Annotated in this window: 19 protein-coding genes; 12 read left to right on the top strand and 7 right to left on the bottom strand. The window is 71.5% G+C overall.

Annotation, left to right across the window (positions count from 1 at the left end):
* The first annotated feature begins 1 nt into the window (after position 1).
* The 3 genes from OF819_RS17440 (at position 2) to OF819_RS17450 (ending at position 2096) form a co-directional block, all read left to right on the top strand.
* Positions 2 to 685: an AIM24 family protein gene (locus OF819_RS17440; protein ID WP_267244547.1), complete on the top strand. Its 684-nt coding sequence runs from the start codon at positions 2 to 4 to the stop codon at positions 683 to 685.
* A complete protein-coding gene (locus tag OF819_RS17445) occupies positions 682 to 1485 on the top strand; it encodes an AIM24 family protein (protein WP_267244479.1) in 804 nt (267 codons plus the stop codon). The genes OF819_RS17440 and OF819_RS17445 overlap by 4 nt, the downstream gene beginning before the upstream one ends.
* A 137-nt stretch (positions 1486 to 1622) precedes the next feature.
* Complete coding sequence (locus OF819_RS17450) at positions 1623 to 2096, top strand: MarR family winged helix-turn-helix transcriptional regulator (protein ID WP_267244480.1); 474 nt, start codon at positions 1623 to 1625, stop codon at positions 2094 to 2096.
* 167 nt (positions 2097 to 2263) lie between these two features.
* Here the strand turns inward: OF819_RS17450 and meaB are convergent, their stop codons facing one another.
* Positions 2264 to 3220: a methylmalonyl Co-A mutase-associated GTPase MeaB gene (gene meaB / locus OF819_RS17455; protein ID WP_267244481.1), complete on the bottom strand. Its 957-nt coding sequence runs from the start codon at positions 3218 to 3220 to the stop codon at positions 2264 to 2266.
* Positions 3221 to 3231: 11 nt separating this feature from the next.
* Positions 3232 to 4431: an acetyl-CoA C-acetyltransferase gene (locus OF819_RS17460; RefSeq protein ID WP_267244482.1), complete on the bottom strand. Its 1200-nt coding sequence runs from the start codon at positions 4429 to 4431 to the stop codon at positions 3232 to 3234.
* Positions 4432 to 4579: 148 nt separating this feature from the next.
* Between OF819_RS17460 and mce the strand changes: the two genes are divergently transcribed.
* From mce to OF819_RS17495, 7 genes are all read left to right on the top strand, one after another.
* Positions 4580 to 5020, top strand: coding sequence for a methylmalonyl-CoA epimerase (gene mce, locus OF819_RS17465; protein WP_267244483.1), 441 nt, complete (start codon positions 4580 to 4582; stop codon positions 5018 to 5020).
* Between the two features lie 166 nt (positions 5021 to 5186).
* The gene (gene scy / locus OF819_RS17470; protein ID WP_267244484.1) at positions 5187 to 9146 is read left to right on the top strand and encodes a polarized growth protein Scy; all 3960 of its coding nucleotides are present in this window, start codon (positions 5187 to 5189) and stop codon (positions 9144 to 9146) included.
* A 114-nt stretch (positions 9147 to 9260) separates the two neighbouring features.
* On the top strand, positions 9261 to 10202 hold the full coding sequence (locus OF819_RS17475; protein ID WP_267244485.1) for a cellulose-binding protein: 942 nt from the start codon (positions 9261 to 9263) through the stop codon (positions 10200 to 10202).
* A gap of 233 nt (positions 10203 to 10435) precedes the next feature.
* The gene (locus OF819_RS17480; protein ID WP_267244486.1) at positions 10436 to 11500 is read left to right on the top strand and encodes an ATP-binding cassette domain-containing protein; all 1065 of its coding nucleotides are present in this window, start codon (positions 10436 to 10438) and stop codon (positions 11498 to 11500) included.
* Between the two features lie 3 nt (positions 11501 to 11503).
* Positions 11504 to 12283: an ABC transporter permease gene (locus tag OF819_RS17485; RefSeq protein WP_267244487.1), complete on the top strand. Its 780-nt coding sequence runs from the start codon at positions 11504 to 11506 to the stop codon at positions 12281 to 12283.
* Positions 12284 to 12444: 161 nt separating this feature from the next.
* Positions 12445 to 13611 (top strand): ATP-binding cassette domain-containing protein, encoded by a 1167-nt coding sequence (locus tag OF819_RS17490; RefSeq protein WP_267244488.1) that lies wholly within the window; start codon positions 12445 to 12447, stop codon positions 13609 to 13611.
* The gene (locus OF819_RS17495; RefSeq protein ID WP_267244489.1) at positions 13608 to 14432 is read left to right on the top strand and encodes an ABC transporter permease; all 825 of its coding nucleotides are present in this window, start codon (positions 13608 to 13610) and stop codon (positions 14430 to 14432) included. Before OF819_RS17490 ends, OF819_RS17495 begins: the two co-directional genes overlap by 4 nt.
* Positions 14433 to 14449: 17 nt before the next feature.
* On the opposite strand, the gene OF819_RS17500 is transcribed toward OF819_RS17495, so the two are convergent.
* Positions 14450 to 14779, bottom strand: a complete 330-nt coding sequence (locus OF819_RS17500; RefSeq protein ID WP_267244490.1) for an ATP/GTP-binding protein — start codon at positions 14777 to 14779, stop codon at positions 14450 to 14452.
* A gap of 213 nt (positions 14780 to 14992) precedes the next feature.
* Here OF819_RS17500 and OF819_RS17505 point away from each other — a divergent pair, with 213 nt between their 5' ends.
* Positions 14993 to 16057, top strand: coding sequence for an LLM class flavin-dependent oxidoreductase (locus OF819_RS17505; protein ID WP_267244491.1), 1065 nt, complete (start codon positions 14993 to 14995; stop codon positions 16055 to 16057).
* A gap of 119 nt (positions 16058 to 16176) precedes the next feature.
* Here OF819_RS17505 and OF819_RS17510 read toward each other — a convergent pair whose 3' ends face one another.
* Positions 16177 to 16569, bottom strand: coding sequence for an SCO5389 family protein (locus OF819_RS17510; protein ID WP_267244492.1), 393 nt, complete (start codon positions 16567 to 16569; stop codon positions 16177 to 16179).
* 246 nt (positions 16570 to 16815) lie between these two features.
* Here OF819_RS17510 and nucS point away from each other — a divergent pair, with 246 nt between their 5' ends.
* Positions 16816 to 17478 (top strand): endonuclease NucS, encoded by a 663-nt coding sequence (gene nucS / locus OF819_RS17515; RefSeq protein ID WP_267244493.1) that lies wholly within the window; start codon positions 16816 to 16818, stop codon positions 17476 to 17478.
* A gap of 96 nt (positions 17479 to 17574) precedes the next feature.
* Here nucS and OF819_RS17520 read toward each other — a convergent pair whose 3' ends face one another.
* From OF819_RS17520 to OF819_RS17530, 3 genes are all read right to left on the bottom strand, one after another.
* Positions 17575 to 20352 carry an ATP-binding protein gene (locus tag OF819_RS17520; protein ID WP_267244494.1) on the bottom strand — a complete coding sequence of 926 codons (2778 nt, stop codon included), beginning with the start codon at positions 20350 to 20352 and terminating at the stop codon, positions 17575 to 17577.
* 282 nt (positions 20353 to 20634) lie between these two features.
* Positions 20635 to 20958: an STAS domain-containing protein gene (locus OF819_RS17525; protein ID WP_267244495.1), complete on the bottom strand. Its 324-nt coding sequence runs from the start codon at positions 20956 to 20958 to the stop codon at positions 20635 to 20637.
* A gap of 175 nt (positions 20959 to 21133) precedes the next feature.
* A complete protein-coding gene (locus OF819_RS17530; protein ID WP_267244496.1) occupies positions 21134 to 21982 on the bottom strand; it encodes a 3-hydroxyacyl-CoA dehydrogenase family protein in 849 nt (282 codons plus the stop codon).
* Positions 21983 to 22071: the final 89 nt, after the last annotated feature.

The raw sequence follows: 22071 nt of genomic DNA on the forward strand, positions 1-22071 counted from the left end.
GATGCCCTTCCGTGAGATCAACTCCAAGATGGTCGAGGCCACGGTGCTCCCCGGGCAGCGCATGTTCAGCCAGCGCGGCGCGATGCTCGCCTACCGGGGGGACGTCACCTTCACCCCGAGCATCACCGGCGGACAGGGCGGCGTGATGTCGATGATCGGCCGCCGGGTGGCGGGCGAGGCGACCCCGCTGATGACCGTCGAGGTTCCCCTCGGGCCCGGCGGCCCTGGGGAGACCCCATGCGGCACGGTGATGTTCGGCCATGGCGGCCATCACATCCAGGTGATCAACCTCTCCGGCGACACCCTGTATGTGGAGGCTGACCGGCTGCTCGCCTTCGACGGGACCCTGGAGCAGGGGACGATGTTCATGGGCTCGCAGGGCGGGGTGATGGGCATGGTCCGCGGCCAGGTCACCGGGCAGGGCCTGTTCACCACGACGCTCAGGGGCCATGGCGCGGTCGCGGTGATGGCGCACGGCGGGGTGATCGAGCTGCCGATCACCCCCGGCCGGCCCGTGCATGTCGACCCGCAGGCGTATGTCGCCCACCACGGGGACGTACGGAACAAGCTCTCCGCCGCGCTGGGCTGGCGGGACATGGTGGGGCGCGGCTCGGGCGAGGCGTTCCAGCTGGAGCTGAGCGGCAGCGGTGCGGTGTTCGTCCAGGCGTCGGAGGAGAAGCTGTGAGCACACCCGTCGTATTCGACCCGATGACGCTGCCGAGCGACGACAATGTCAACTCCTACACCTTCTGCGTGGAGCTGACGGGCTCCCAGTGGTTTCTGCAGAAGGGGAAGATGATCGCCTATTACGGGCGGATCGACTTCAACGGAATCGGCCACGGCCGGCTGGACCGGCTGATGCGGACGTCGTTCCACTCGCCGCTGCACGCGAGCGACTGGGTGGTGGCCGAGGGCAGCGGCAAAATGCTGCTGGCCGACCGGGCCTTCGATGTCAACTCCTACGATCTGGACGACGGGAATCTGACGATCCGGGCCGGGAACCTGCTGGCGTACCAGCCCTCGCTGGCGCTCAAGCAGTCGATCGTGCCGGGCTTTCTGACGCTGATCGGCACGGGCAAGTTCGTGGCCGCGTCCAACGGCCCGGTGGTCTTCATGGAGCCGCCGATCCGGGTGGACCCGCAGGCCCTGGTGGGCTGGGCGGACTGCCCCTCCCCCTGTCACCATTACGACCACGGCTATATGTCGGGGGTGCTGGGCGGCGTCCGCGCGCTGACCGGCATCGGCGGAGCCTCCGGCGAGGAGCACCAGTTCGACTTCGTCGGGGCGGGCACAGTGCTGTTGCAGTCGAGCGAGGCGCTGCTGCCGGATCAGGCCACCGGCGCGGTGCCGCATCAGCCGGGGGTCCCCGGCAGCGGCCATGGGTCTCACGGGGCACACGGCGGGCCCGGCGCGGGCGGTCATCATGGGTCGACACCGCGTCTTCCCGGACAGCTCGGGGACCTCCAGCGCCGCTTCGGCCTGTGAGCGGTAGTCTGCGGAGTGTGACGTCGAACGTGTGCACCTTTACAGGGGTATCGGGGGTCTCGGGGGAAGCCGGGGTGCCGGGGCGTCACACCCTCCTCACTTCGTCCGATTTTCAACTTCTTAGGTAGAATCCATATATGGAGACCGAGACGGCCACCCGCTGGCTGACCGATGCCGAGCAGTGCGCCTGGCGCACTCACCTTGATGTCAGCAGACTGCTGATGCACCAGCTCGAGAAGGACCTCCAGCCGTTCGGCCTGACCAACAACGACTACGAGATCCTGGTCAACCTCTCGGAGTCGGCCGAGCGCCGTATGCGGATGAGCGACCTGGCCGCGGCCACCCTCCAGTCCAAGAGCCGCCTCTCCCACCAGATCACACGCATGGAGAACGCCGGCCTGGTACGGCGGGAGAACTGCGAGTCGGACCGGCGGGGGCTGTACGCGGTGCTCACCGAGCACGGCATGGAGACCATGCGCAAGGTCGCGCCGCACCATGTCGAGTCGGTGCGCAGACACTTCATCGATCTGCTGTCGGCCGACGGGCTGCAGGCGCTGCGCGATTCGCTGTCGCCAGTGGCGGATCACTTGCGGGGGAGGCGCGGGAAGTAACTGGGGGCTCCGCCCCCAGACCCCCTGTACGGCCTTCGGCCGTGTCCTCAAACTCCCCCAGACTCCGTCCGGGAGGTAGCTGGGGGAGCTTGAGGCGCAAGGAGCCGCACGACCCAGCCCCGCCGGCGCTTGAGGCGCGGGGGACCGGGGCGGAGCCCCTGCGGAAGTCAGCCCTCCGTCAGGCCCGCCACCAGTTCGTCCGCCGCCGCGTACGGGTCCAGCTCACCCGCGACGATGCGCTCCGCAAGCGCGCCCAGACGGCGGTCGCCGTGCAGATCGGCGATGCGGGCGCGCAGGGCGGTGACCGCGATCGTCTCCACCTCGTCCGCCGCGCGGCGCGCGCGGCGCTCGGCGAGGACGCCGTGCTCCTCCATCCAGGCGCGGTGCTTCTCCAGGGCCTCGACGACCTCGTCGACGCCCTCCGCCCGCGCCGCGACCGTCTTCACGATCGGCGGCCGCCAGTCGCCGGGCGCGCGGGCCTCGCCCAGGCCCAGCATATGGTTGAGTTCGCGGGCGGTGGCGTCCGCGCCGTCGCGGTCGGCCTTGTTGACGACGTACACATCGCCGATCTCCAGGATGCCGGCCTTCGCCGCCTGGATGCCGTCGCCCATGCCCGGCGCCAGCAGCACCACGGAGGTGTCCGCCTGGGAGGCGATCTCCACCTCGGACTGGCCGACGCCGACCGTCTCCACGAGGATCACCTCGCAGCCCGCCGCGTCCAGGACGCGGATGGCCTGCGGGGCGGCCCAGGCGAGGCCGCCGAGATGCCCGCGGGTGGCCATGGAGCGGATGTAGACGCCCGGGTCGGAGGCGTGCTCCGACATCCGCACCCGGTCGCCGAGCAGCGCGCCGCCGGAGAACGGCGACGACGGGTCGACGGCGAGCACGCCGACCCGCTTCCCGGCCCGCCGGTACGCCGTCACCAGCGCCGATGTCGACGTCGACTTGCCGACGCCCGGCGAACCGGTCAGCCCGACCACATACGCGTTGCCGGCCAGCGGGGCCAGCGCCGCCATCACCTCGCGCAGCTGCGGGGACGCCCCCTCCACCAGTGAGATCAGCCGGGCGACGGCCCTCGGCCGGCCCTTTCTCGCCTGAGCGACCAGCTGGGGGACGTCCACCATGTCGAGCTCCCTTACTTGACCGGTACCCGGACGATCAGCGCATCGCCCTGACCGCCGCCGCCGCACAGCGCCGCCGCGCCCACGCCGCCGCCCCGGCGCTTGAGCTCCAGCGCCAGGTGAAGCACCAGGCGGGCGCCGGACATGCCGATCGGGTGGCCCAGGGCGATCGCGCCGCCGTTGACGTTCACCTTTTCCGGGCTTACCCCGAGCTCCTTCATTGACTGCGCCGACACAGCGGCGAACGCCTCATTGATCTCGATGAGGTCGAGGTCCTCGACGGCGATGCCCTCCTTGCCGACCGCGTGGCGGATCGCGTTGGACGGCTGGGAGTGCAGGGAGCTGTCCGGGCCCGCCACATTGCCGTGCGCGCCGATCTCCGCGATCCACTCCAGGCCGAGCTCCTCGGCCTTGGCCTTGCTCATCACCACGACCGCGGCCGCGCCGTCCGAGATCGGCGAGGACGAACCGGCGGTGATCGTGCCGTCCTTGGCGAAGGACGGGCGCAGCTTGCCGAGGGTCTCCGCCGTGGTCTCCGGCCGCACCCCCTCGTCCTTGGTGACCAGCACCGGATCGCCCTTGCGCTGCGGCACCTCGACCGGGGTGATCTCCGCCTCGAACAGGCCGTTCTTCTGCGCGGCCGCCGCCCGCTGGTGGGACAGCGCGGCGATCTCGTCCTGTTCGGCGCGGCCGATGCCCAGCCGGGCGTTGTGCTTCTCCGTGGACTCGCCCATGGCGATGCCCTCGAAGGAGTCGGTGAGGCCGTCGTGCGCCATCGAGTCGAGCACCTGGATCGAGCCGTACTTGACGCCCTCGCGGGACGGCAGGAGGTGCGGGGCGCTGGTCATGGACTCCTGGCCGCCGGCCACGACCACATCGAACTCGCCGGCGCGGATCAGCTGGTCGGCCAGCGCGATGGAGTCCAGGCCGGAGAGGCACACCTTGTTGACGGTGAGCGCGGGCACGCTCATCGGGATGCCGGCCTTGACGGCTGCCTGCCGGGCCGGGATCTGGCCCGCCCCGGCCGTCAGCACCTGGCCCATGATCACGTACTGCACCTGGTCGCCGGCGATGCCCGCACGGTCCAGCGCGGCCTTGATGGCGAAGCCGCCGAGGTCGGCGCCGGAGAAGGACTTGAGCGAGCCGAGCAGCCGGCCCATGGGCGTACGGGCGCCCGCGACGATCACTGAGGTAGTACCGGTCGTTCCAGACATGAGGCGCGATTCCCCTTCCAGCGCGACGGCTGAGGAGTGAACGAGGGTTTACCTCAAATGTACTGAGCGGTATGCGGTCGGGTCACCGGGCAGCCGGTGTGATCGCGCGCACGTTGCGTAACCGTGTCCGGAGCGCTGCACTGGGGGAATGCTGACGCGAATCGACCACATCGGGATCGCCTGTTTCGACCTCGACAAGACGGTGGAGTTCTACCGGGCCACATACGGGTTCGAGGTCTTCCACACGGAGGTCAACGAAGAGCAGGGCGTGCGCGAGGCCATGCTCAAGATCAATGAGACCTCCGACGGCGGGGCCTCCTACCTCCAGCTGCTGGAGCCCACCCGCGAGGACTCGGCGGTCGGCAAGTGGCTGGCCAAGAACGGCGAGGGGGTGCACCACATCGCGTTCGGGACGGCGGATGTAGACGGCGACGCCCAGTCGATCCGCAACAAGGGCGTACGGGTGCTGTACGACGAGCCCCGTATCGGCTCGATGGGCTCCCGCATCACGTTTCTGCACCCCAAGGACTGCCACGGGGTGCTCACGGAGCTGGTCACCTCGGCCCCGGACGTCTCCGCGGAGCACTGACCGGACATCCCCGGCCCGGTAGAGTGGGCTGTTCCGGGCCGGGGCCGGGTTCGGGGCCGTGCCGCGTCCCCGCCGCTGATCTGTCACCATTCCCCGGGGGGCCGTTCGCCGCCGGACGGTGCTCGTGTGGAGAAGTTGTTGACCAGGGGACGGATGGGACCGCGCAGTGCGGGGCTACGAACGCCAGGAGAGCCACCGAGCTGACGACGACCACCTCTCGCGGTTCGAAGCCGAGATGGACCGGCTGAAGACCGAGCGGGAGAAGGCCGTCCAGCACGCCGAAGACCTCGGCTACCAGGTCGAGGTGTTGCGCGCCAAGCTCCATGAGGCACGGCGCGCTCTTGCGTCCCGTCCTGCCTACGACAGCGCGGACATCGGTTACCAGGCCGAGCAGATGCTGCGGAACGCGCAGCTCCAGGCCGACCAGATGCGCATGGACGCCGAGCGCGAACTGCGCGAGGCCCGCGCCCAGACCCAGCGCATCCTCCAGGAGCACGCCGAGCATCAGGCCCGGCTCCAGGCCGAGCTGCACACCGAGGCCAACCAGCGCCGCCAGCAGCTGGACCAGGAGCTGGCCGAGCGCCGCCAGACCGTCGAAGCGCATGTCAACGAGAACGTCGCGTGGGCCGAGCAGCTCCGCGCCCGCAGCGAGTCCCAGGCCCGCCGGCTGCTGGAGGAGTCCCGCGCCGAGGCCGAGCAGGCGCTGGCCGCCGCCCGCGCCGAGGCCGCGCGGGTGGCGGAGGAGACCCGCAGACGGGTCGGCTCCGAGGCGGAAGCCGCCCGCGCCGAGGCTGAAGCGATCCTGCTGCGCGCCCGCAGGGACGCCGAGCGGCTGCTGAACGCCGCCTCCAGCCAGGCGCAGGAGGCCACCGCCCACGCCGAGCAGCTGCGTTCGTCGACCACGGCCGAGGCGGAGCAGGCCAGAGCGCAGGCCACCGAGCTGAGCCGGGCCGCCGAGCAGCGCCTGCAGAAGGCGGACGAGCGGCTGCGCGAGGCGCGCGCGGAGGCCGAGAGGGTCCTCGCGGAGGCCAAGGAGTCGGCCGCCAAGCAGCTGGCGTCCGCCGAGTCCGTCAACGAACAGCGCACCCGCACCGCGAAGGCGGAGATCGCCCGGCTGGTCGGCGAGGCGACCAAGGACGCCGAAGCCCTCAAGGCCGAGGCCGAGCAGGCCCTTGAGGACGCCCGCGCCGAGGCGGAGAAGCTGGTCGCGGAGGCCGCGGAGAAGGCGCGTACGGCGGCGGCCGAGGACTCGGCGGCACAGCTCGCCAAGGCGGCGCGCACCGCGGAGGAGGTGCTGGACAAGGCGTCGGAAGCCGCCCGGGACACCACGCGCGCGGCGGCCGAAGAGGCCGAACGCATCCGCCGCGAGGCCGAGGCGGAGGCCGACCGGCTGCGCGCCGAGGCCGAGGAGCAGGCGGACCAGCTCAAGGGCGCGGCCAAGGACGACACCAAGGAGTACCGCGCCAAGACCGTCGAGCTGCAGGAGGAGGCGCGGCGGCTGCGCGGCGAGGCCGAGCAGCTGCGCGCCGAGGCGGTCGCGGAAGGCGAGCGGATTCGCGGCGAGGCCCGCCGCGAGGCCGTGCAGCAGATCGAGGAGGCGGCCCGCACCGCCGAGGAGCTGCTGACGAAGGCCCGTACGGACGCGGACGAACTGCGGGCCGCCGCCGGCTCGGACAGCGAGAAGGTCCGTACGGAGGCCATCGAGCGGGCCACCACCCTGCGCCGGCAGGCCGAAGAGACGCTGGAGCGCACCCGCGCCGAGGCCGAGCGGCTGCGCACCGAGGCCGAGGAGCAGGCCGAGACGGTGACAGCGGCGGCCGAGGAGGCCGCGGCGCGCCTGCGCGAGGAGACCGAGCGGGGCGTCGAGGCGCGGCGTGCGGAAGCCGCCGAGGAGCTGAACCGGCTGCACGCGGAGGCCGAGGAGCGGCTGGCCGCGGCCGAGCAGTCACTGGCGGAGGCGCGCGGCGAGGGCGAGCGGATCCGGCGCGAGGCCGCGGAGGAGACCGAGCGGCTGCGCACCGAGGCGGCCGAGCGGCTGCGGGGGCTGCGGGAGCAGGCCGAGCAGGACGCGGAGCGGCTGCGCGACGAAGCCGCGGCCGACGCCTCGGCGGCGCGCGCCGAGGCCGAGGCGGCCGCGTCCCGGCTGCAGAGCGAGGCGGCCGCGGAGGCGGAGCGGCTGCGCACCGAAGCGCAGGAGAGCGCGGACCGCATCCGCTCGGAGGCGGCCGCGGCGGCCGAGCGGGTGGGCGCGGAGGCCGCGGAGGCGCTGGCCGCCGCCCAGGAGGAGGCCGCCCGGCGGCGCCGTGAGGCCGAGGAGACCCTCGGCTCGGCCCGTGCGGAGGCCGATCAGGAGCGTCAGCGGGCGCGTGAGCAGAGCGAGGAGCTGCTGTCCTCGGCCCGCAAGCGGGTCGAGGAGGCGGAGACCGAGGCGCAGCGCCTCGTCCAGGAGGCCGAGAGCCGGGCCGCGGAGATGGTCGCGGCCGCCGAGCAGACCGCGCAGCAGGTGCGGGACTCGGTCGCCGGGCTGCAGGAGCAGGCCGAGGAGGAGATCGCCGGGCTGCGGTCCGCGGCGGAGCACGCGGCGGAGCGGACGCGTACGGAGGCGCAGGAGGAGGCGGACCGGGTCCGCGCCGACGCCTACGACGAGCGGGAGCGCGCCTCGCAGGACGCCAGGCGGCTGCGGGAGCGGGCGCACGAGGAGACCGAGGCGGCCAAGGAGCTGGCGGAGCGTACGGTTTCGGAGGCGATCGCCGAATCCGAGCGGCTGCGCACCGAGGCGTCGCAGTACGCGCAGCGGATGCGCACGGACGCGTCCGACGCGCTGGCCACGGCCGAGCAGGACGCGGCCCGCACCCGTGCCGAGGCGCGCGAGGACGCCAATCGCATCCGTACGGACGCGGCGGCTCAGGCGGATCTGCTCATCGGCGAGGCGACGTCCGAGTCCGAGCGGCTGCGCGCCGAGGCGGCCGAGGTGCTGGCCACGGCAGAGGCGGACGCCGCCCGGCTGCGCACCGAAGCAGAACAGGTCAAAGCCGACGGCGAAACCCAGGCCGAGGAGCTGCGCGCCGCCGCCCGCGCCGACGGCGAACAACTCCTCGACGAAGCCCGCAAAGCCGCCGACAAACGCCGCGCCGACGCGGCCGAGCAGGCCGACCAGCTCATCGCCGAAGCCACCGGCGAAGCCGAACGGCTGCGCGCCGAGGCGGCCGAGACGGTCGGGGCGGCGCAGCAGGCGGCCGAGCGGATCGCGGCCGAGGCGGAGAAGGTCAAGGCGGACGCCGAGGCCGCGGCCGAGAAGATGCGTTCCGAGGCGCGCGAGGAGGCCGACCGTACCGTCGACGAGGCTCGCGAGGCCGCGGCGAAGCGCCGTGCGGACGCGGCCGAGCAGGCCGACCAGCTCATCTCCAAGGCCCAGGAGGAGGCGCTGCGCGCCGCCACGGAGGCCGAGGAGCAGGCCGACACCATGGTCGGCGCGGCCCGCAAGGAGGCCGAGCGGATCGTCGCCGAGGCGACCGTGCAGGGCAACACCCTGGTGGAGAAGGCGCGTACGGACGCCGACGAGCTGCTCGTCGGCGCACGCCGGGACGCGGCCGCCATAAGGGAACGCGGGGAGGAGCTGCGGACCCGGGCCGAGGCGGAGGTCGAGGAGCTGCACGAGCGGGCCCGCAAGGAGACCGCCGAGCAGCTGAAGTCCGCCGGCGAGCGGGCCGACCAGCTGGTGAAGGCCGCGACCGAGCAGCGGGAGGAAGCCGAGGCCAAGGCCAAGGAGCTGGTGTCCGAGGCCACTTCGGAGGCGAGCACGGTGCGTATCGCCGCGGTCAAGCGTGCGGAGGGGCTGCTCAAGGAGGCCGAGCAGAAGAAGGCCGTGCTGATCAGGGAGGCCGAGGCGATCAAGGCGGAGGCCGAGCGGGAGTCGGAGGAGCTGATCGCCGAAGGCAAGCGGGAGCTGGAGGTGCTGGTGCGCAGGCGCGAGGACATTCAGGCGGAGATCTCCCGTGTCCAGGACGTGCTTGAGGCGTTGGAGTCTTTCGAAGCCCCCGGGGGCGGCGGCAAAGAGGGCGCAGGCGTCAAAGCGGGCGCCACAGCTGGGGTTACACGTTCGAGTGGCAAGTCGTCCGACGGCTAGCCACTCAAAAGGCTGGACATTCTCCAGATCAAACGGGCATACGCTCGATGACACGCCGCTTCGACCCCTAGGATTCCCCCTAACACCTCACCGGTCTCATTCGACAGGAACCCCATGAGCGACACTTCCTCCCCCTTCGGCTTCGAGCTCGTGCGGCGTGGTTACGACCGCGGTCAGGTGGATGACCGCATTACCAAACTCGTCGCAGACCGAGACAGTGCTCTGGCCCGCATCACCTCTCTGGAGAAGCGCATCGAGGAGCTCCACCTCGAGACGCAGAACGCCCAGGCCCAGGTCAACGACGCGGAGCCGTCGTACGCGGGCCTCGGCGCACGCGTGGAGAAGATCCTCCGCCTCGCCGAGGAGGAGGCGAAGGACCTGCGCGAGGAGGCCCGCCGCGCCGCCGAGCAGCACCGGGAGCTCGCCGAGTCCGCCGCCCAGCAGGTCCGCAACGACGCCGAGTCGTTCGCCGCGGAGCGCAAGTCGAAGGCGGAGGACGAGGGCGTCCGCATCGTCGAGAAGGCCAAGGGCGAGGCCAACGCGCTGCGCGCAGAGGCGCAGAAGGACGCGCAGTCCAAGCGGGAGGAGGCGGACGCGCTCTTCGAGGAGACCCGCGCCAAGGCCGCCCAGGCCGCGGCCGACTTCGAGACGAACCTCGCCAAGCGGCGCGAGCAGTCCGAGCGTGACCTGGCCTCGCGTCAGGCGAAGGCGGAGAAGCGCCTGGCGGAGATCGAGCACCGCGCCGAGCAGCTCCGGCTGGAGGCCGAGAAGCTGCGTACGGACGCGGAGCGCCGGGCCCGTCAGACGGTGGAGACGGCCCAGCGCCAGGCCGAGGACATCGTGGCCGACGCGAACGCCAAGGCGGACCGTATCCGCAGCGAATCGGAGCGCGAGCTGGCTGCGCTGACGAACCGCCGCGACTCCATCAACGCCCAGCTGACCAACGTCCGCGAGATGCTGGCCACGCTGACGGGCGCGGCGGTGGCCGCCGCGGGCGCGCCCGCGGACGATGAATCGCCGATCACCCGCGGGGTGCCGGCCCAGCAGTCCCGCTGACCGCGGAGCCTGAAGCGGGGGCCCGGGGCAGAAGCCCCCGGGCCCCCGCTCCTCAATCGCCGGACGGGCTGAACACAGCCCGTTGCAGCGCCTCCTGGGGGCGCCTCCGTGGGGGTACCCCTGGGGGCACCTCCCAGCGGTAGCTGGGGGAGGAGTCCGGGGGAGATTGAGGACCCGGCAAAAAGTCACGCCGCCCGGTGGCGGAGGGCAGGCTTCCCCCTTAGCGTGGCCGCATGATCGAGCTCGAGGGTCTCACCAAGCACTTCGGCGCGAAGGTGGCGGTCGACCATCTGTCCTTCACGGTGCGGCCGGGCGTGGTGACCGGCTTCCTCGGGCCGAACGGCGCGGGCAAGTCGACGACGATGCGCATGATGCTCGACCTCGACAATCCGACCAGTGGCACAGTCCGCATCGACGGCAAGCACTACCGGGACCTCGAAGAGCCGCTGAAGTACATCGGCGCGCTGCTGGAGGCGTCGAAGGCGATGCACGGCGGGCGCAGGGCGTATCACAATCTGCTGTGTCTCGCCCAGTCGAACCGCATCCCGGCGTCCCGCGTGGACGAGGTGCTGGACATCGTCGGTCTCACGGCCGTGGCCCGGAAGAAGTCAAAGGGCTTCTCTCTCGGTATGAACCAGCGGCTCGGCATCGCATCCGCGCTGCTCGGCGATCCCGAGATCCTGATGTTCGACGAGCCGGTCAACGGCCTGGATCCCGAGGGAATTCACTGGATCCGCAATCTGATGAAGCAGCTCGCCGCCGAAGGACGGACGATCTTCGTCTCCTCTCATCTGATGAGTGAAATGGCCCTGACCGCCGACCACTTGATTGTGATCGGGCAGGGAAAGCTGCTGGCCGACACCTCGATGGCGGATTTCATCCAGGAGAACTCGCGCAGCTATGTCCGGATGCGTTCACCGCAGCGGGAACGGGTGCTGGATGTGCTGCACACCGAAGGGCTGACCGCGGTCGAGGCGGGCAGCGGGGTGCTGGAGATCGACGGTGCGACCACCGAGCAGATCGGCGAGCTGGCCGCCCGGCACCAGATCACCCTGCATGAGCTGAGCGCCCAGCGCGCCTCTCTGGAGGAAGCGTTTATGCAGATGACCGCCGCCTCGGTGGAGTACCACGCACATGCCGCGGGCGAGCACGGCTTCCCGGGCGAGGCGCCGCCGGCCTCCCAGCCGGGCGGCCCGGATCAGCCAGGGCAGCAGGGACAGCCCGGACAGCCGGCCGTGCCGTGGGGCCAGAGCTACGAAGAGCAGCGGCGCCGTCGCGGCAGCCGCGGGGGAGCGTGACCGATGGCCTCCGTACCCGCCGTCCTGCAGTCCGAGTGGACCAAGATCCGTACGGTCTCCTCCACGGTCTGGACGCTCGTGAGCGCCCTGGTGGTCACCGTCGCGATGAGCGCCGGGATCAGCGCCCTGGTGAAGGCCACGTTCGATGAGCTGTCGGAGCTGGAGCGGGCCACGTTTGACCCCACGTTCGTCAGCTTCTCCGGGATGATCCTCGGCCAGCTCGCCATGGTGGTCTTCGGTGTGCTGGTGGTGGGCACCGAGTACAGCTCGGGCATGATCCGCACCTCGCTGGCCGCGGTGCCGCAGCGTGCGACGTTCATCTTCAGCAAGATGGCGGTGGCCACCGTGCTGGCGCTGGCGGTCGGCATGGCCACCAGCTTTCTGTCGTTCTTCGTCGGCCAGGCGCTGCTGGGCGAGCACCGTACGACGATCGGCGCGGACAATGTGCTGCGCGCGGTCATCGGCGGCGGCCTCTATATGGGGCTGATCGCGCTGTTCTCGATGGGCGTGGCGACGATGCTGCGCTCCTCGATCCTCTCGCTGGGCATCCTGGTGCCGTTCTTCTTCCTGGTCTCCCAGATCCTGATCTCCGTGCCCAAGGCGAAGACGGTCGCCCGGTACTTCCCCGACCAGGCCGGCTCCAAGATCATGCAGGTGGTGCCGGACGCCCTGGGCAGCGATGTCGCGCCATACGGGCCCTGGGGCGGGCTGGGGATCATGTGCGCATGGGTCGCGGCGGCGCTGCTCGGCGGCTATCTGGTGCTGAAGAAGCGCGACGCCTGAGCCGCCCGGGCGAGACGTTCCGGCCGCCCGCCCGACATCTGCGGCCACTTTAGGCTTGGCCGGAACCGTCAAGGCACAGCTATCCTCCTAACTCTTACGGGGGCGTACGGCCGGATGGCGGCGTGTGCCCCGACGACCCGAAAAGTCGATGGGGCTGGAGAATGATCGAGGCAGTCGGCCTGACCAAGCGCTATGGCGCGAAGACGGCCGTATACAACCTTTCCTTCCAGGTGAGGCCGGGGCTGGTGACCGGGTTCCTCGGACCCAACGGCGCCGGGAAGTCGACGACGATGCGCATGATCCTCGGGCTTGACCAGCCCAGCGGGGGGCATGTGACGATCGGCGGCCGTCCGTTCAAGCAGCTGCCGAACGCACCGCGCCAGGTCGGCGCGCTGCTGGACGCCAAGGCCGTGCACGGCGGGCGCAGCGCGCGCAACCATCTGCTGTCGCTGGCGCAGCTCTCCGGCATCCCGGCCCGCCGGGTGGACGAGGTGCTCGGCGTGGTCGGCCTGCAGGAGGTCGCCAAGAAGCGGTCCAAGGGGTTCTCGCTCGGCATGGGCCAGCGCCTGGGCATCGCGGCGGCGCTGCTGGGCGATCCGCAGGTGCTGCTCTTCGACGAGCCGGTCAACGGCCTGGACCCCGAGGGCATCCTCTGGGTCCGCAATCTGATGAAGCAGCTCGCCGCGGAGGGCCGCACCGTCTTCGTCTCCTCCCATCTGATGAGCGAGATGGCGCTCACCGCCGACCATCTGATCGTGATCGGCCGCGGCCAGCTTCTGTCGGACATGAGCGTCAAGGACTTCATCTCGGCCAACTCCGCGGACTTCGCCCGGGTGCGCACCCCGCAGACCGAGCCGGAGCAGCGCGAGAAGCTGTCCACGGCGATCATGGAGGCCGGCGGCCAGGTCATGCCGGAGCCGGACGGCGCGCTGCGGGTGATGGGGCTGCCGCTGCCGCGCATCAGCGACCTCGCGCACGAGGCCGATGTACGGCTGTGGGAGCTCTCCCCGCACCAGGCCTCGCTTGAGGAGGCTTATATGCGGATGACGCAGGGCGCGGTCGACTACCGCTCCACCGAGGACCAGAAGGCGGGTCTGATGCAGCAGCCGCCGATGGGCGCCATGGGGCCGGCGCCCGCGTACCAGCAGATCCCCGAGGTGCCTCAGCAGGGCTTCTACGCCCCGCCGCCGCCCCAGCCGGGTCAGGGCCCCGCTGCGCAGGGTACGCCCGCGCCGCCCGCCGCCACTCCCGGCGGCCCGGCCCCCGCGCCCTCCGCTGCCCCCACTGCTCCGCCCGCCGGCCCGACCACGTCCGAGGACGCCCGATGACCACCCCGTACCAGCAGCAGGGCGCACCTGTCGCCTCCTACACCTCGCCGATCCCGGTGCGCAACACCCACCTCGGCGACGCCCTCGCCTCCGAGTGGACCAAGATCCGCTCGGTGCGCTCCACGATGTGGACGCTCGGCGTGATGATTGTGCTGATGGTCGGCCTCGGGCTGCTCACGGCGGCGCTCGTGGCCGCCGCCGACCCCGACCTCCAAGGCCAGTCGGTACTCTCTCTCGGCTTCTCCGGCGTACTGCTCGGCAGCATCTGTGTGATGACGCTGGGCGTGCTGACGATCTCCTCGGAGTTCGGCACCGGGATGATCCGTACGACGCTGACCGCCTGCCCCAGCCGCGGCCGGGTGCTCGCCGCCAAGGCGATCGTCTTCTTCCTGCTCGTCTTCACCCTCACCACGGTGACGACAGCGATCGTCGGCGCGCTGCAGGTCGGCATCGTCGGCGGCGAGCCGTCGGGCGAGGACTGGTTCCGCGCCACCGTGGGCGTCGGCCTCTATGTCGCCGTCCTGGGGCTGCTGGCGCTGGCCGTCGGCGCGCTGATCCGGCACTCCGCGGGCGCGATCACCATCATGATCGGGGTGCTGCTGCTGCCCCTCGTGGTCGCGATCTTCATGTTCTCCGAGTCGCTCCGCGATGTGCAGCAGGCGCTGTTCGAGTATTCGATCCCCAACCAGATCGGCGTGCTCTACGACTCCGCGGTGACGACGTCCGGGCCGACCGGCTGGCAGCCGCTGTGGATCGTGCTGGGCGTGACGGCGGTGGCGATGGCCGGCGCGTTCGCCTCGCTCAGCACGCGCGACGTCTGACCGACTGCGTCGCCTGGTCAGTACCGGGGCGCGTTACGGGACCGCTGCACCCTCGCGGTGCGGCGGTCCTTCGCGTTCCAGCACGCCTTGTGCCAGTGCCTGCGGTCGTCCACGCCGCCGTACTCGGACCAGGCCACCACATGCGGCAGGCCGGAGGGGATCTCCTGATCGCAGCCGGGGCAGCGGTACGTCTTGCCCGCTGCGCTCGCCCCGGCGACATGGCGGACCGACCACTCCTCGCCCTGCCAGAACTCGCTGCGCCCGAACCCGCCGTACCTGTCGGCCGTTTCGCTGCGGCGTTCGTCGGATTTCTCGCCGCCACGGGGGCGGTTGCGGCGCGGGGACACGTGACACCTCACGGGGCAAGTCCGGACAGTTCCCCTCCAGCCTACGGTCCGCATCCGGGGGTACGCGTACCGCAAGCCCCCCCACGGTGACCACCGTCATCATGAGTTACCGGAAAATCGCAAAAACTTCACGGCTGGCCGTGCCTTTGGCACGTGTCAGACGTTAATGCGGTCAGGGGGAGTGACGCGTCGGCCGCAAGGAGGCAGAAGGCGATGCGCGTGGGAACGTTCGTACTGGGGGCCCAGTTTCCGGGCCAAGGGCAGGGGGAGGCGCTGCATCGAGCGGTGCGGAGCGCCGAAGTCGCCGAGGAAGCCGGGCTGGACTCGGTGTGGCTGGCCGAGCACCACTTCGTGCCGTATGGAGTATGCCCGTCGGCCGTGACGCTCGCGGCGCTGCTGCTGGGCCGCACCCGGCGCATCAGGGTCGGCACCGCGGTCAGCGTGCTGCCGACCGTCCACCCAGTGGCGCTCGGAGAGCAGTCCGCGCTGCTGCACCTCACCTCCGGGGGGCGGTTCACCCTGGGCGTGGGCCGCGGCGGCCCCTGGGTGGACCTGGAGGTGTTCGGCGCGGGCCTGGAGGCATACGAGAAGGACTTCCCCGAGTCGCTCGATCTGCTGCTGCGCTGGCTGCGCGAACCCCGTGTCGGACACGAGGGGGAACGATTCAGCTTCCGCGAAGTGGCCGTCGTGCCCCGGCCCGACGAGCTGATCGCCGACCCCCACTCCCCCGACGCCGCCGCCGGGCCCGGCGGCGCGTCCGGGCCCGAGGTGGTCATCGCCTGCACCTCCCCCAAGAGCGTCGAGCGGGCCGCGGTGCGCGGCCTCCCGATGCTGCTCGGGATGCACTGCGGCGACGAAGAAAAGGCGGACATGGTCGCACTATGGCGCAAGTACGCGCTTGCCGCAGGCCGTTCGCGGGAAGAAGTGGATAGAGCCGCACATGTGTCCGCTGGAGTGGTACAGATCGAGGACGGCCGGGAGGAGGCTGCGCAGACCCTGGTGAAAGCCATGCCGGGCTGGCTTAAACAGGGACTTGACGCCCATGTCACCGTCGACGGCCGGCACCGCGCGATGCGCGATCCGGTGTCTTATACGGAGCTGCTGTGCTCCCTGCATCCGGTGGGCCCGCCCCGGCTCGCCGCGGACCGCATCGCGGCCACCTCGGAGCGCACCGGCATCACCCGCTTCGCCCTGCTCGCCGAGGGCTCCGGCGATCTCGCGGCCACCGAGGAGAACATCCGGCGGCTGGGCGCCGAGGTGCTGCCGCTGCTCAGCTGACGCTGCCATTGCCGTTGCCTTTGCCGTTGCTCGGCCGGCACTCCCGTTGCCGGTGCTCGGCTAGCGCTGCCGCCCCGCTGCCAGTCGCACCTCCCGCGGTGCGGAGCGGCAGCAGAAGTTCAGCAGTCGCGCAGTTCCGGCGACTGATTGAGCAGCTGGGCCCGCGCCGAGGTGAAACGGGCGAGCCGCTCGTTCACCGCGGGGTCCAAGGGGAACACCGCGACGCGGTGACAGTTCTGGAACGCCAGACGTACTCCGAAATGCCTCTGCAGCGCGCCGCGAATGGCGTCACTCGCGAGCGCGCGCAGCAGCTGGCCTCGTGCCTGCTCGTCCGGCGGAGGCGTCTGGTTGTCGGCGAAGTCGCCGCCGTCCACCTTCAGCTGAGCCACCAGAGAACTGATCATCTCCCATGCGTAGGGCAGGGAGGTCCGGACGCAGTCGACGAAGGCGGCTTCGTCGACCTCGCCTCGCTCGGCCTGATCCAACAGCGCCGGTGAGACGTCGAGCGACATGAGTTCTCCTCTCGCGGCCCCGTCCGGTCGGAGAGGGGGCCTTACGGGCAGGGAAGGAGGCGTCGGCGCGCGCGGCGAACCGACGACGAACTGCGACGCAGAGTGCACAGCCGACGACCTCCCGTCTCCACGGTAAGTGCGCCGTCCAGAGGGCACCAGGAGATTGGGCGTACAACCGGCCACCGGCGAACGGGGCTTCCAGGGCGAATCGCGCGCGACCGCGTCCGTCGAGTAGCGTTGCGGACCATGCGTCTCGTCATCGCCCGTTGCTCCGTGGACTACGCGGGCCGGCTCACCGCCCATCTGCCCTCCGCCCCCCGTCTGATCCTGGTCAAGGCGGACGGCAGCGTGTCCATCCACGCGGACGACAGAGCGTACAAACCGCTCAACTGGATGTCCCCGCCGTGCACGCTGAAGGAAGGCGACGACAGCGTGTGGACGGTGGTCAACAAGGCAGGCGAGAAACTGATCATCACCATGGAGGACGTTCTCCATGACTCCTCGCATGAGCTGGGCGTGGACCCCGGCCTCATCAAGGACGGCGTGGAAGCCCACCTTCAGGAGCTGCTCGCCGACCGGATCGAGACGCTGGGCGAGGGCTACAGCCTGATCCGGCGTGAATACCCCACCGCGATCGGTCCGGTGGACATCCTCTGCCGGGACGCGGACGGCGGGACGGTCGCCGTGGAGATCAAGCGGCGCGGTGAGATCGACGGTGTGGAGCAGCTCACCCGCTATCTGGAGCTGCTCAACCGCGATCCGCACCTTGCTCCGGTGAAGGGCGTCTTCGCGGCCCAGGAGATCAAGCCGCAGGCGCGGGTGCTGGCGACGGACCGCGGGATCGGCTGTGTGGTGCTGGACTATGACGCCCTGCGCGGCATCGAGGACGACAAGCTGCGGCTCTTCTGAACACGGACGGGCGTGCGTGTGCGTACGGCCCCGGGCGGCAGCGCCGTCCGGGGCCGTGTGCGTGTGAGTGCGGGGCTGGCGAGCGCCTGCCCCGGGTCAGATGACCGGGTTGTCGGAACCCGAACCGGAGGGCGAGCCGCCACTCGGCTCCGGCTGTGTCCCGGCAGGCGAGGCGGCGGAGTCGGACGTGGCCGACGAGGTCGAGGTGGCGGGGCTGGTGTGAGGGGCGCTGGCGGTGGTCTCCGTATCGCCGCCGCTGTCGCCTGTGCCACCGCCGGCCTCCCCGCCGGTACCGCCGGTACCGCCGGTTTCACCTGAGCCGCCGGTGCTGCCGGTGCCACCCGTGTCGGTCCCGCCCGTGGGCGTGCTCGACGGGGAGCCGGTGGACCCGCTGGTGGACGGTGACGGGCCGGTCGTCGGGGACTCCGAGGTCGGGGACTTCGTCGGCGTCGGCGACGTACCGGTCCCCGGCGTCGACTGGGTAGGCGTACGCGTCGGCTGTCCGGGGGTCGTCGGGTCCTGTCCCGGCTGGGACTGCCCCGTCGTCGGCGTCGAGCCGCCGCGCGGCGCCGGGCCCGAGGACGAGGCGCCGGGGCTCGCCGTCGTCCCGTCCGAGGACGAAGGGGAGGACGGGCCGCTCGGGGCGTCGGGGCGGCTGGGGGCGTCGGCGAACGGCTCGTCCGCGTCGAGGCCGGTGTCCGTGTCGTCCTCGTTGGCCGACTGGCCCTGGCGGACCTTCTCCCCGGGCGGATTCTCCTGGTCCGAGGTCGCGCCGAGCGTCACCACGGTGCCCAGGACGGCGGCCAGCAGAGCGCCCGCGCCCACCGCCACCAGATTGCGCCGGGCCCCGCTGAGGACCGACATCCGGGACGCGCCGGACATCCGGGCCTTGAGGCCGCCCATGGGCGAGACGCGGCTCGTCATGACGGTCGTGGGCTCGTCGTCCAGCGGCTCCCAGGAGGCTGCCGCACCGGGCGGCAGCGCCGGGTGCACCGGACCGGGAGCAGACGCATGAGCAGGCGCGGGCGCAGACGCAGGCGCAGGGTCAGGCGGCGGCGGGGACGCGGGCGCGGGCTTCCGGTCGGACGTGGAGAAGGTCTGCGAGACGATCGCCGGAAGCCCGGCGGTCGGCGCCTCCGACGCGTCGTACGAGGGGTACGGGGTCGCAGGAGTGTCGTCGCCCACGGTGGGCGGCGGGGGGACGGCGCCCAAGTCGCCGCGCGCCTGGTCGGAGACGAGGGCGAGCGCCCTGCGTCCGGCGACCGTGCCGCTCTTGTCAGCGAGGGCGCCGCGCATCCCGATGGAGGCTTCCAGCTCGGCGCGGGCCCGGTCGACATTGCCGTTGCACAGCGCCAACACGCCCAGTTCATGGTGGAAGTAGGCATCTTCGGCCACTTCGCCCGCTATTCGGGCCGCCTGGGAGCCCGCCCGGAGCATCTTCTCCCAGACGCCCCACTGCATGCCCGCGGCGAAGGCGGGGGCGGCGCTGCGGGCCAGCAGGACCGCGGCGCTGGCGTGCCCGGCCTCCTCGCTGGCGAGAAGCGCCGTCAGGGCGGCGAGCATCGCGTCCGCCTCCCCGGCGGCCCGTTCGGGGCTGACCGAGGGGTGGCTCGCCCACCAGGCGTAGTGCTGGGCGGCGGTGTGGGCGTGGGCCGTGGCGTCGTCGGCGTAGCCCTTCTCCGTGAGCTGGGCGGCCACTCCGGGCGCAAGCCGGTAGCGGCCGCCGACGGCGGAGAGCAGCCCGCAGCTCATCAGCTCGCCGAGGGCCGCGTCCGCGTGGGTGTCGCCGACGAGCGCCGGCAGATGCGCCTGGTGCGGGACCTCGCCGCCGAGGGCGACGGCGAAGCGCAGGGCCTCGCGGGCGGAGGCGCTCATCCGGGAGGCCAGCAGCCCCGCCGGGGCCGCGCCTTCGCCGAGGGTGGGCAGCGGCACCTCGATGGCGCCGACGCATTCGAAGGGGCTGGCGTCTTCGATGGCCTCGGGGTCGGCGCGCAGGCTGTCGCACTGCCGCAGCAGCGCACCGGCCTGGACGAAGCGCAGGGGCAGCCCTTCGGACTCGAACCAGAGGTCGCCGGCCCAGTTGGTCTCGTCCTCGGTGAGCGGCCGGTCCACGGCGCGCTCCAGCAGTTCCAGCGAGGAGCTGCGGCCCAGGCCGGTGAGCACCATCTCCTCGATGTGCGAGTCCAGGGAGGGCGCGGGGACGTCGGGGGCGGCGGCGAAGAGGAAGGCGCACTCGGGCGCGGCGTCGAGCAGATCGTCCAGGGTCGCGCCGCCGAACTCCAGATCGTCGAGGACGACGATCGCGCCGATCTCGGCGACATGGGTGAGCAGTTCATCCCGTTCCGGGCGGTGCCGGGGGGCGCGGAAGACCGCGGCGAAGAGGTCGTACAGCAGCTGGGCGGGGGTGCGGCCGAGGCCGTTGAGCCGTACGACTCCGTCGGGGGCGAGGTCTGCGCACTCCTCGGCAACGACATCGAGGAGGGTGGTGCGTCCGGACCCGGCGGGGCCGGTGAGGCGTATGGAACGGCCGCGGCCGAGCAGGCGCAGAAGCTGACCGCGCTTCTCGTCCCGCTCCAGCAGGGGGAGCTGGGGTGCGGCGGGGCCGGGCGGCACGGGCGGCCGGGCGGCGCGGCGCAGTTCGGCGCGTTGGGCGGCGCTGTGGCGCTCGGGGGGCTCGGGCCGGTCGCCGGGCGGGCAGGGCTCGATCTCGCTGCCGTCGACGGGGTTGACGGTGAGGAGGAAGTCACCCGACACCAGCTGGACGGTCCTGGCGGGCGACGCCGCGGCGGACGGTCCCAGGTCGGGGGCGGCGGCGTCGCGCGGGGCACGCGGCAGGCCGCCGCCCGCGTCCTCGCGGAAGCTGTCGTTGTCCATGGTCCTAGCCCCCCAGGTGCGGTTGCTCGGCTTCGTCGCCGTCGAGCTCTGGCACTCTCTCGACGGTGAGGCGTTCCGGAACCCTAGACGTTCGCTCAGTATTGCCGAACAGGCGGGGTGCCGCCTCGCCCGTCACGTCACATTCTCATGATGATTGCGCACGTCGGGAGGTTCCGGCCCGGCTTGGACCGGGTCACACCGGCCCACTCCGGCTTGCACCGGGTCGCACGGGCTCGCACCGGGTCGCACCGGCACGGGCGGGCTCGCGCCGGCTCGCGCCTGTCAGGCCCGAGGGACCGTTTCCGCTGCGAGGCCGCCTTCGACGGCGAGGATGCGGTGCAGCCGGGTGGCCACCAGCAGGCGCTGCATCTGCGGCGGCACTCCGCGCAGGACGAGCCGGCGGCCGCAGCGGCCGGCCCGCCGGTGCGCGCCCATGATGACGCCGAGTCCGGTGGCGTCCCATGAGTCGAGGGCGGTCAGATCGAGCACGAGGTCGCCGTCTCCGCCGTCGACTGCGGAGTGCAGGACCGTACGGGCGTCCGCCGCGCTGCGGACGTCGAGGCGGCCCCCGACGACGAGCTCGGCGTGGTCGCCCCTGATGTGCATATGCGCTCCCCGAGAGTGCTCCGCTGGTCTGCGTGGTTCTGTGCGCGGTTCCTGAGTGGTTCTTTCTTGCAACACTTGCAACAACTGACGGCCCCGCAGGAGGGGAAGTTGCCGTCTGTAAGCGAACCGATACCGAATTCACCCCGGAGGGTGATCCGGAGTCGTCGGCAGCCGGTCAGTGGGTGTAAAAGCCCTGCCCGCTCTTACGGCCGATGTCACCCGCGTCCACCATGCGGCGCATCAGCTCCGGCGGCGCGAACTTCTCGTCCTGGGTCTCGGTGTAGATGTTCGAGGTGGCGTGGAGCAGGATGTCGACGCCGGTCAGGTCGGCGGTGGCCAGCGGGCCCATGGCGTGGCCGAAGCCGAGCTTGCAGGCGATGTCGATGTCCTCGGCCGAGGCGACGCCCGACTCGTACAGCTTGGCCGCCTCGACGACGAGCGCCGAGATAAGCCGGGTGGTGACAAAGCCGGCGACGTCGCGGTTGACGACGATGCAGGTCTTGCCGACGGACTCGGCGAACTCCCGTGCGGCGGCGAGGGTTTCGTCGCTGGTCTTGTAACCGCGCACCAGCTCGCAGAGCTGCATCATCGGGACAGGCGAGAAGAAGTGCGTGCCGACGACCCGCTCCGGGCGCTCCGTGACAGCCGCGATCTTGGTGATCGGGATGGCGGAGGTGTTGGAGGCGAGGACCGTCTCGTCCCGTACGAGCTTGTCGAGCGTACGGAAGATCTCGTGCTTGACCTCAAGCTTCTCGAACACGGCCTCGACGACGACATCCGCGTCCGCGGCGGCGTCCAGGTCGGTGGTGGTCGTGATGCGGGCCAATGCGGCCTCGGCGTCGGCGGCTTCGAGCCGGCCCTTGGCGACGAAGCGGTCGTACGAGGTCTTGATGGCGTCCTTGCCGCGCGCCAGCGCGCCGTCGGTGACATCGCGCAGCACGACCTCCCAGCCCGCCTGGGCGGAGACCTGCGCGATTCCGGACCCCATGAGTCCGGCTCCGATGACGGCGAGCTTCCTGGCCACTGCGGCACCCCTTCGGCTGTGTGTGAACGGCTGTCCTGTGCGGCACGGCCGCACAGTCATGCGACCGTGCGACGGTGCGTATACATACC

Source organism: Streptomyces sp. PR69 (genome assembly GCF_026420845.1).
Lineage (GTDB): Bacteria > Actinomycetota > Actinomycetes > Streptomycetales > Streptomycetaceae > Streptomyces.

Coding starts and splice junctions, on each gene's coding strand:
- OF819_RS17440 (WP_267244547.1), top strand. CDS start 2: ATGCCCTTCCGTGAGATCAACTCCAAGATGGTCGAGGCCACGGTGCTC.
- OF819_RS17450 (WP_267244480.1), top strand. CDS start 1,623: ATGGAGACCGAGACGGCCACCCGCTGGCTGACCGATGCCGAGCAGTGC.
- meaB (WP_267244481.1), bottom strand. CDS start 3,220: ATGGTGGACGTCCCCCAGCTGGTCGCTCAGGCGAGAAAGGGCCGGCCG.
- OF819_RS17460 (WP_267244482.1), bottom strand. CDS start 4,431: ATGTCTGGAACGACCGGTACTACCTCAGTGATCGTCGCGGGCGCCCGT.
- mce (WP_267244483.1), top strand. CDS start 4,580: ATGCTGACGCGAATCGACCACATCGGGATCGCCTGTTTCGACCTCGAC.
- OF819_RS17475 (WP_267244485.1), top strand. CDS start 9,261: ATGAGCGACACTTCCTCCCCCTTCGGCTTCGAGCTCGTGCGGCGTGGT.
- OF819_RS17480 (WP_267244486.1), top strand. CDS start 10,436: ATGATCGAGCTCGAGGGTCTCACCAAGCACTTCGGCGCGAAGGTGGCG.
- OF819_RS17485 (WP_267244487.1), top strand. CDS start 11,504: ATGGCCTCCGTACCCGCCGTCCTGCAGTCCGAGTGGACCAAGATCCGT.
- OF819_RS17490 (WP_267244488.1), top strand. CDS start 12,445: ATGATCGAGGCAGTCGGCCTGACCAAGCGCTATGGCGCGAAGACGGCC.
- OF819_RS17495 (WP_267244489.1), top strand. CDS start 13,608: ATGACCACCCCGTACCAGCAGCAGGGCGCACCTGTCGCCTCCTACACC.
- OF819_RS17505 (WP_267244491.1), top strand. CDS start 14,993: ATGCGCGTGGGAACGTTCGTACTGGGGGCCCAGTTTCCGGGCCAAGGG.
- OF819_RS17510 (WP_267244492.1), bottom strand. CDS start 16,569: ATGTCGCTCGACGTCTCACCGGCGCTGTTGGATCAGGCCGAGCGAGGC.
- nucS (WP_267244493.1), top strand. CDS start 16,816: ATGCGTCTCGTCATCGCCCGTTGCTCCGTGGACTACGCGGGCCGGCTC.
- OF819_RS17520 (WP_267244494.1), bottom strand. CDS start 20,352: ATGGACAACGACAGCTTCCGCGAGGACGCGGGCGGCGGCCTGCCGCGT.
- OF819_RS17525 (WP_267244495.1), bottom strand. CDS start 20,958: ATGCACATCAGGGGCGACCACGCCGAGCTCGTCGTCGGGGGCCGCCTC.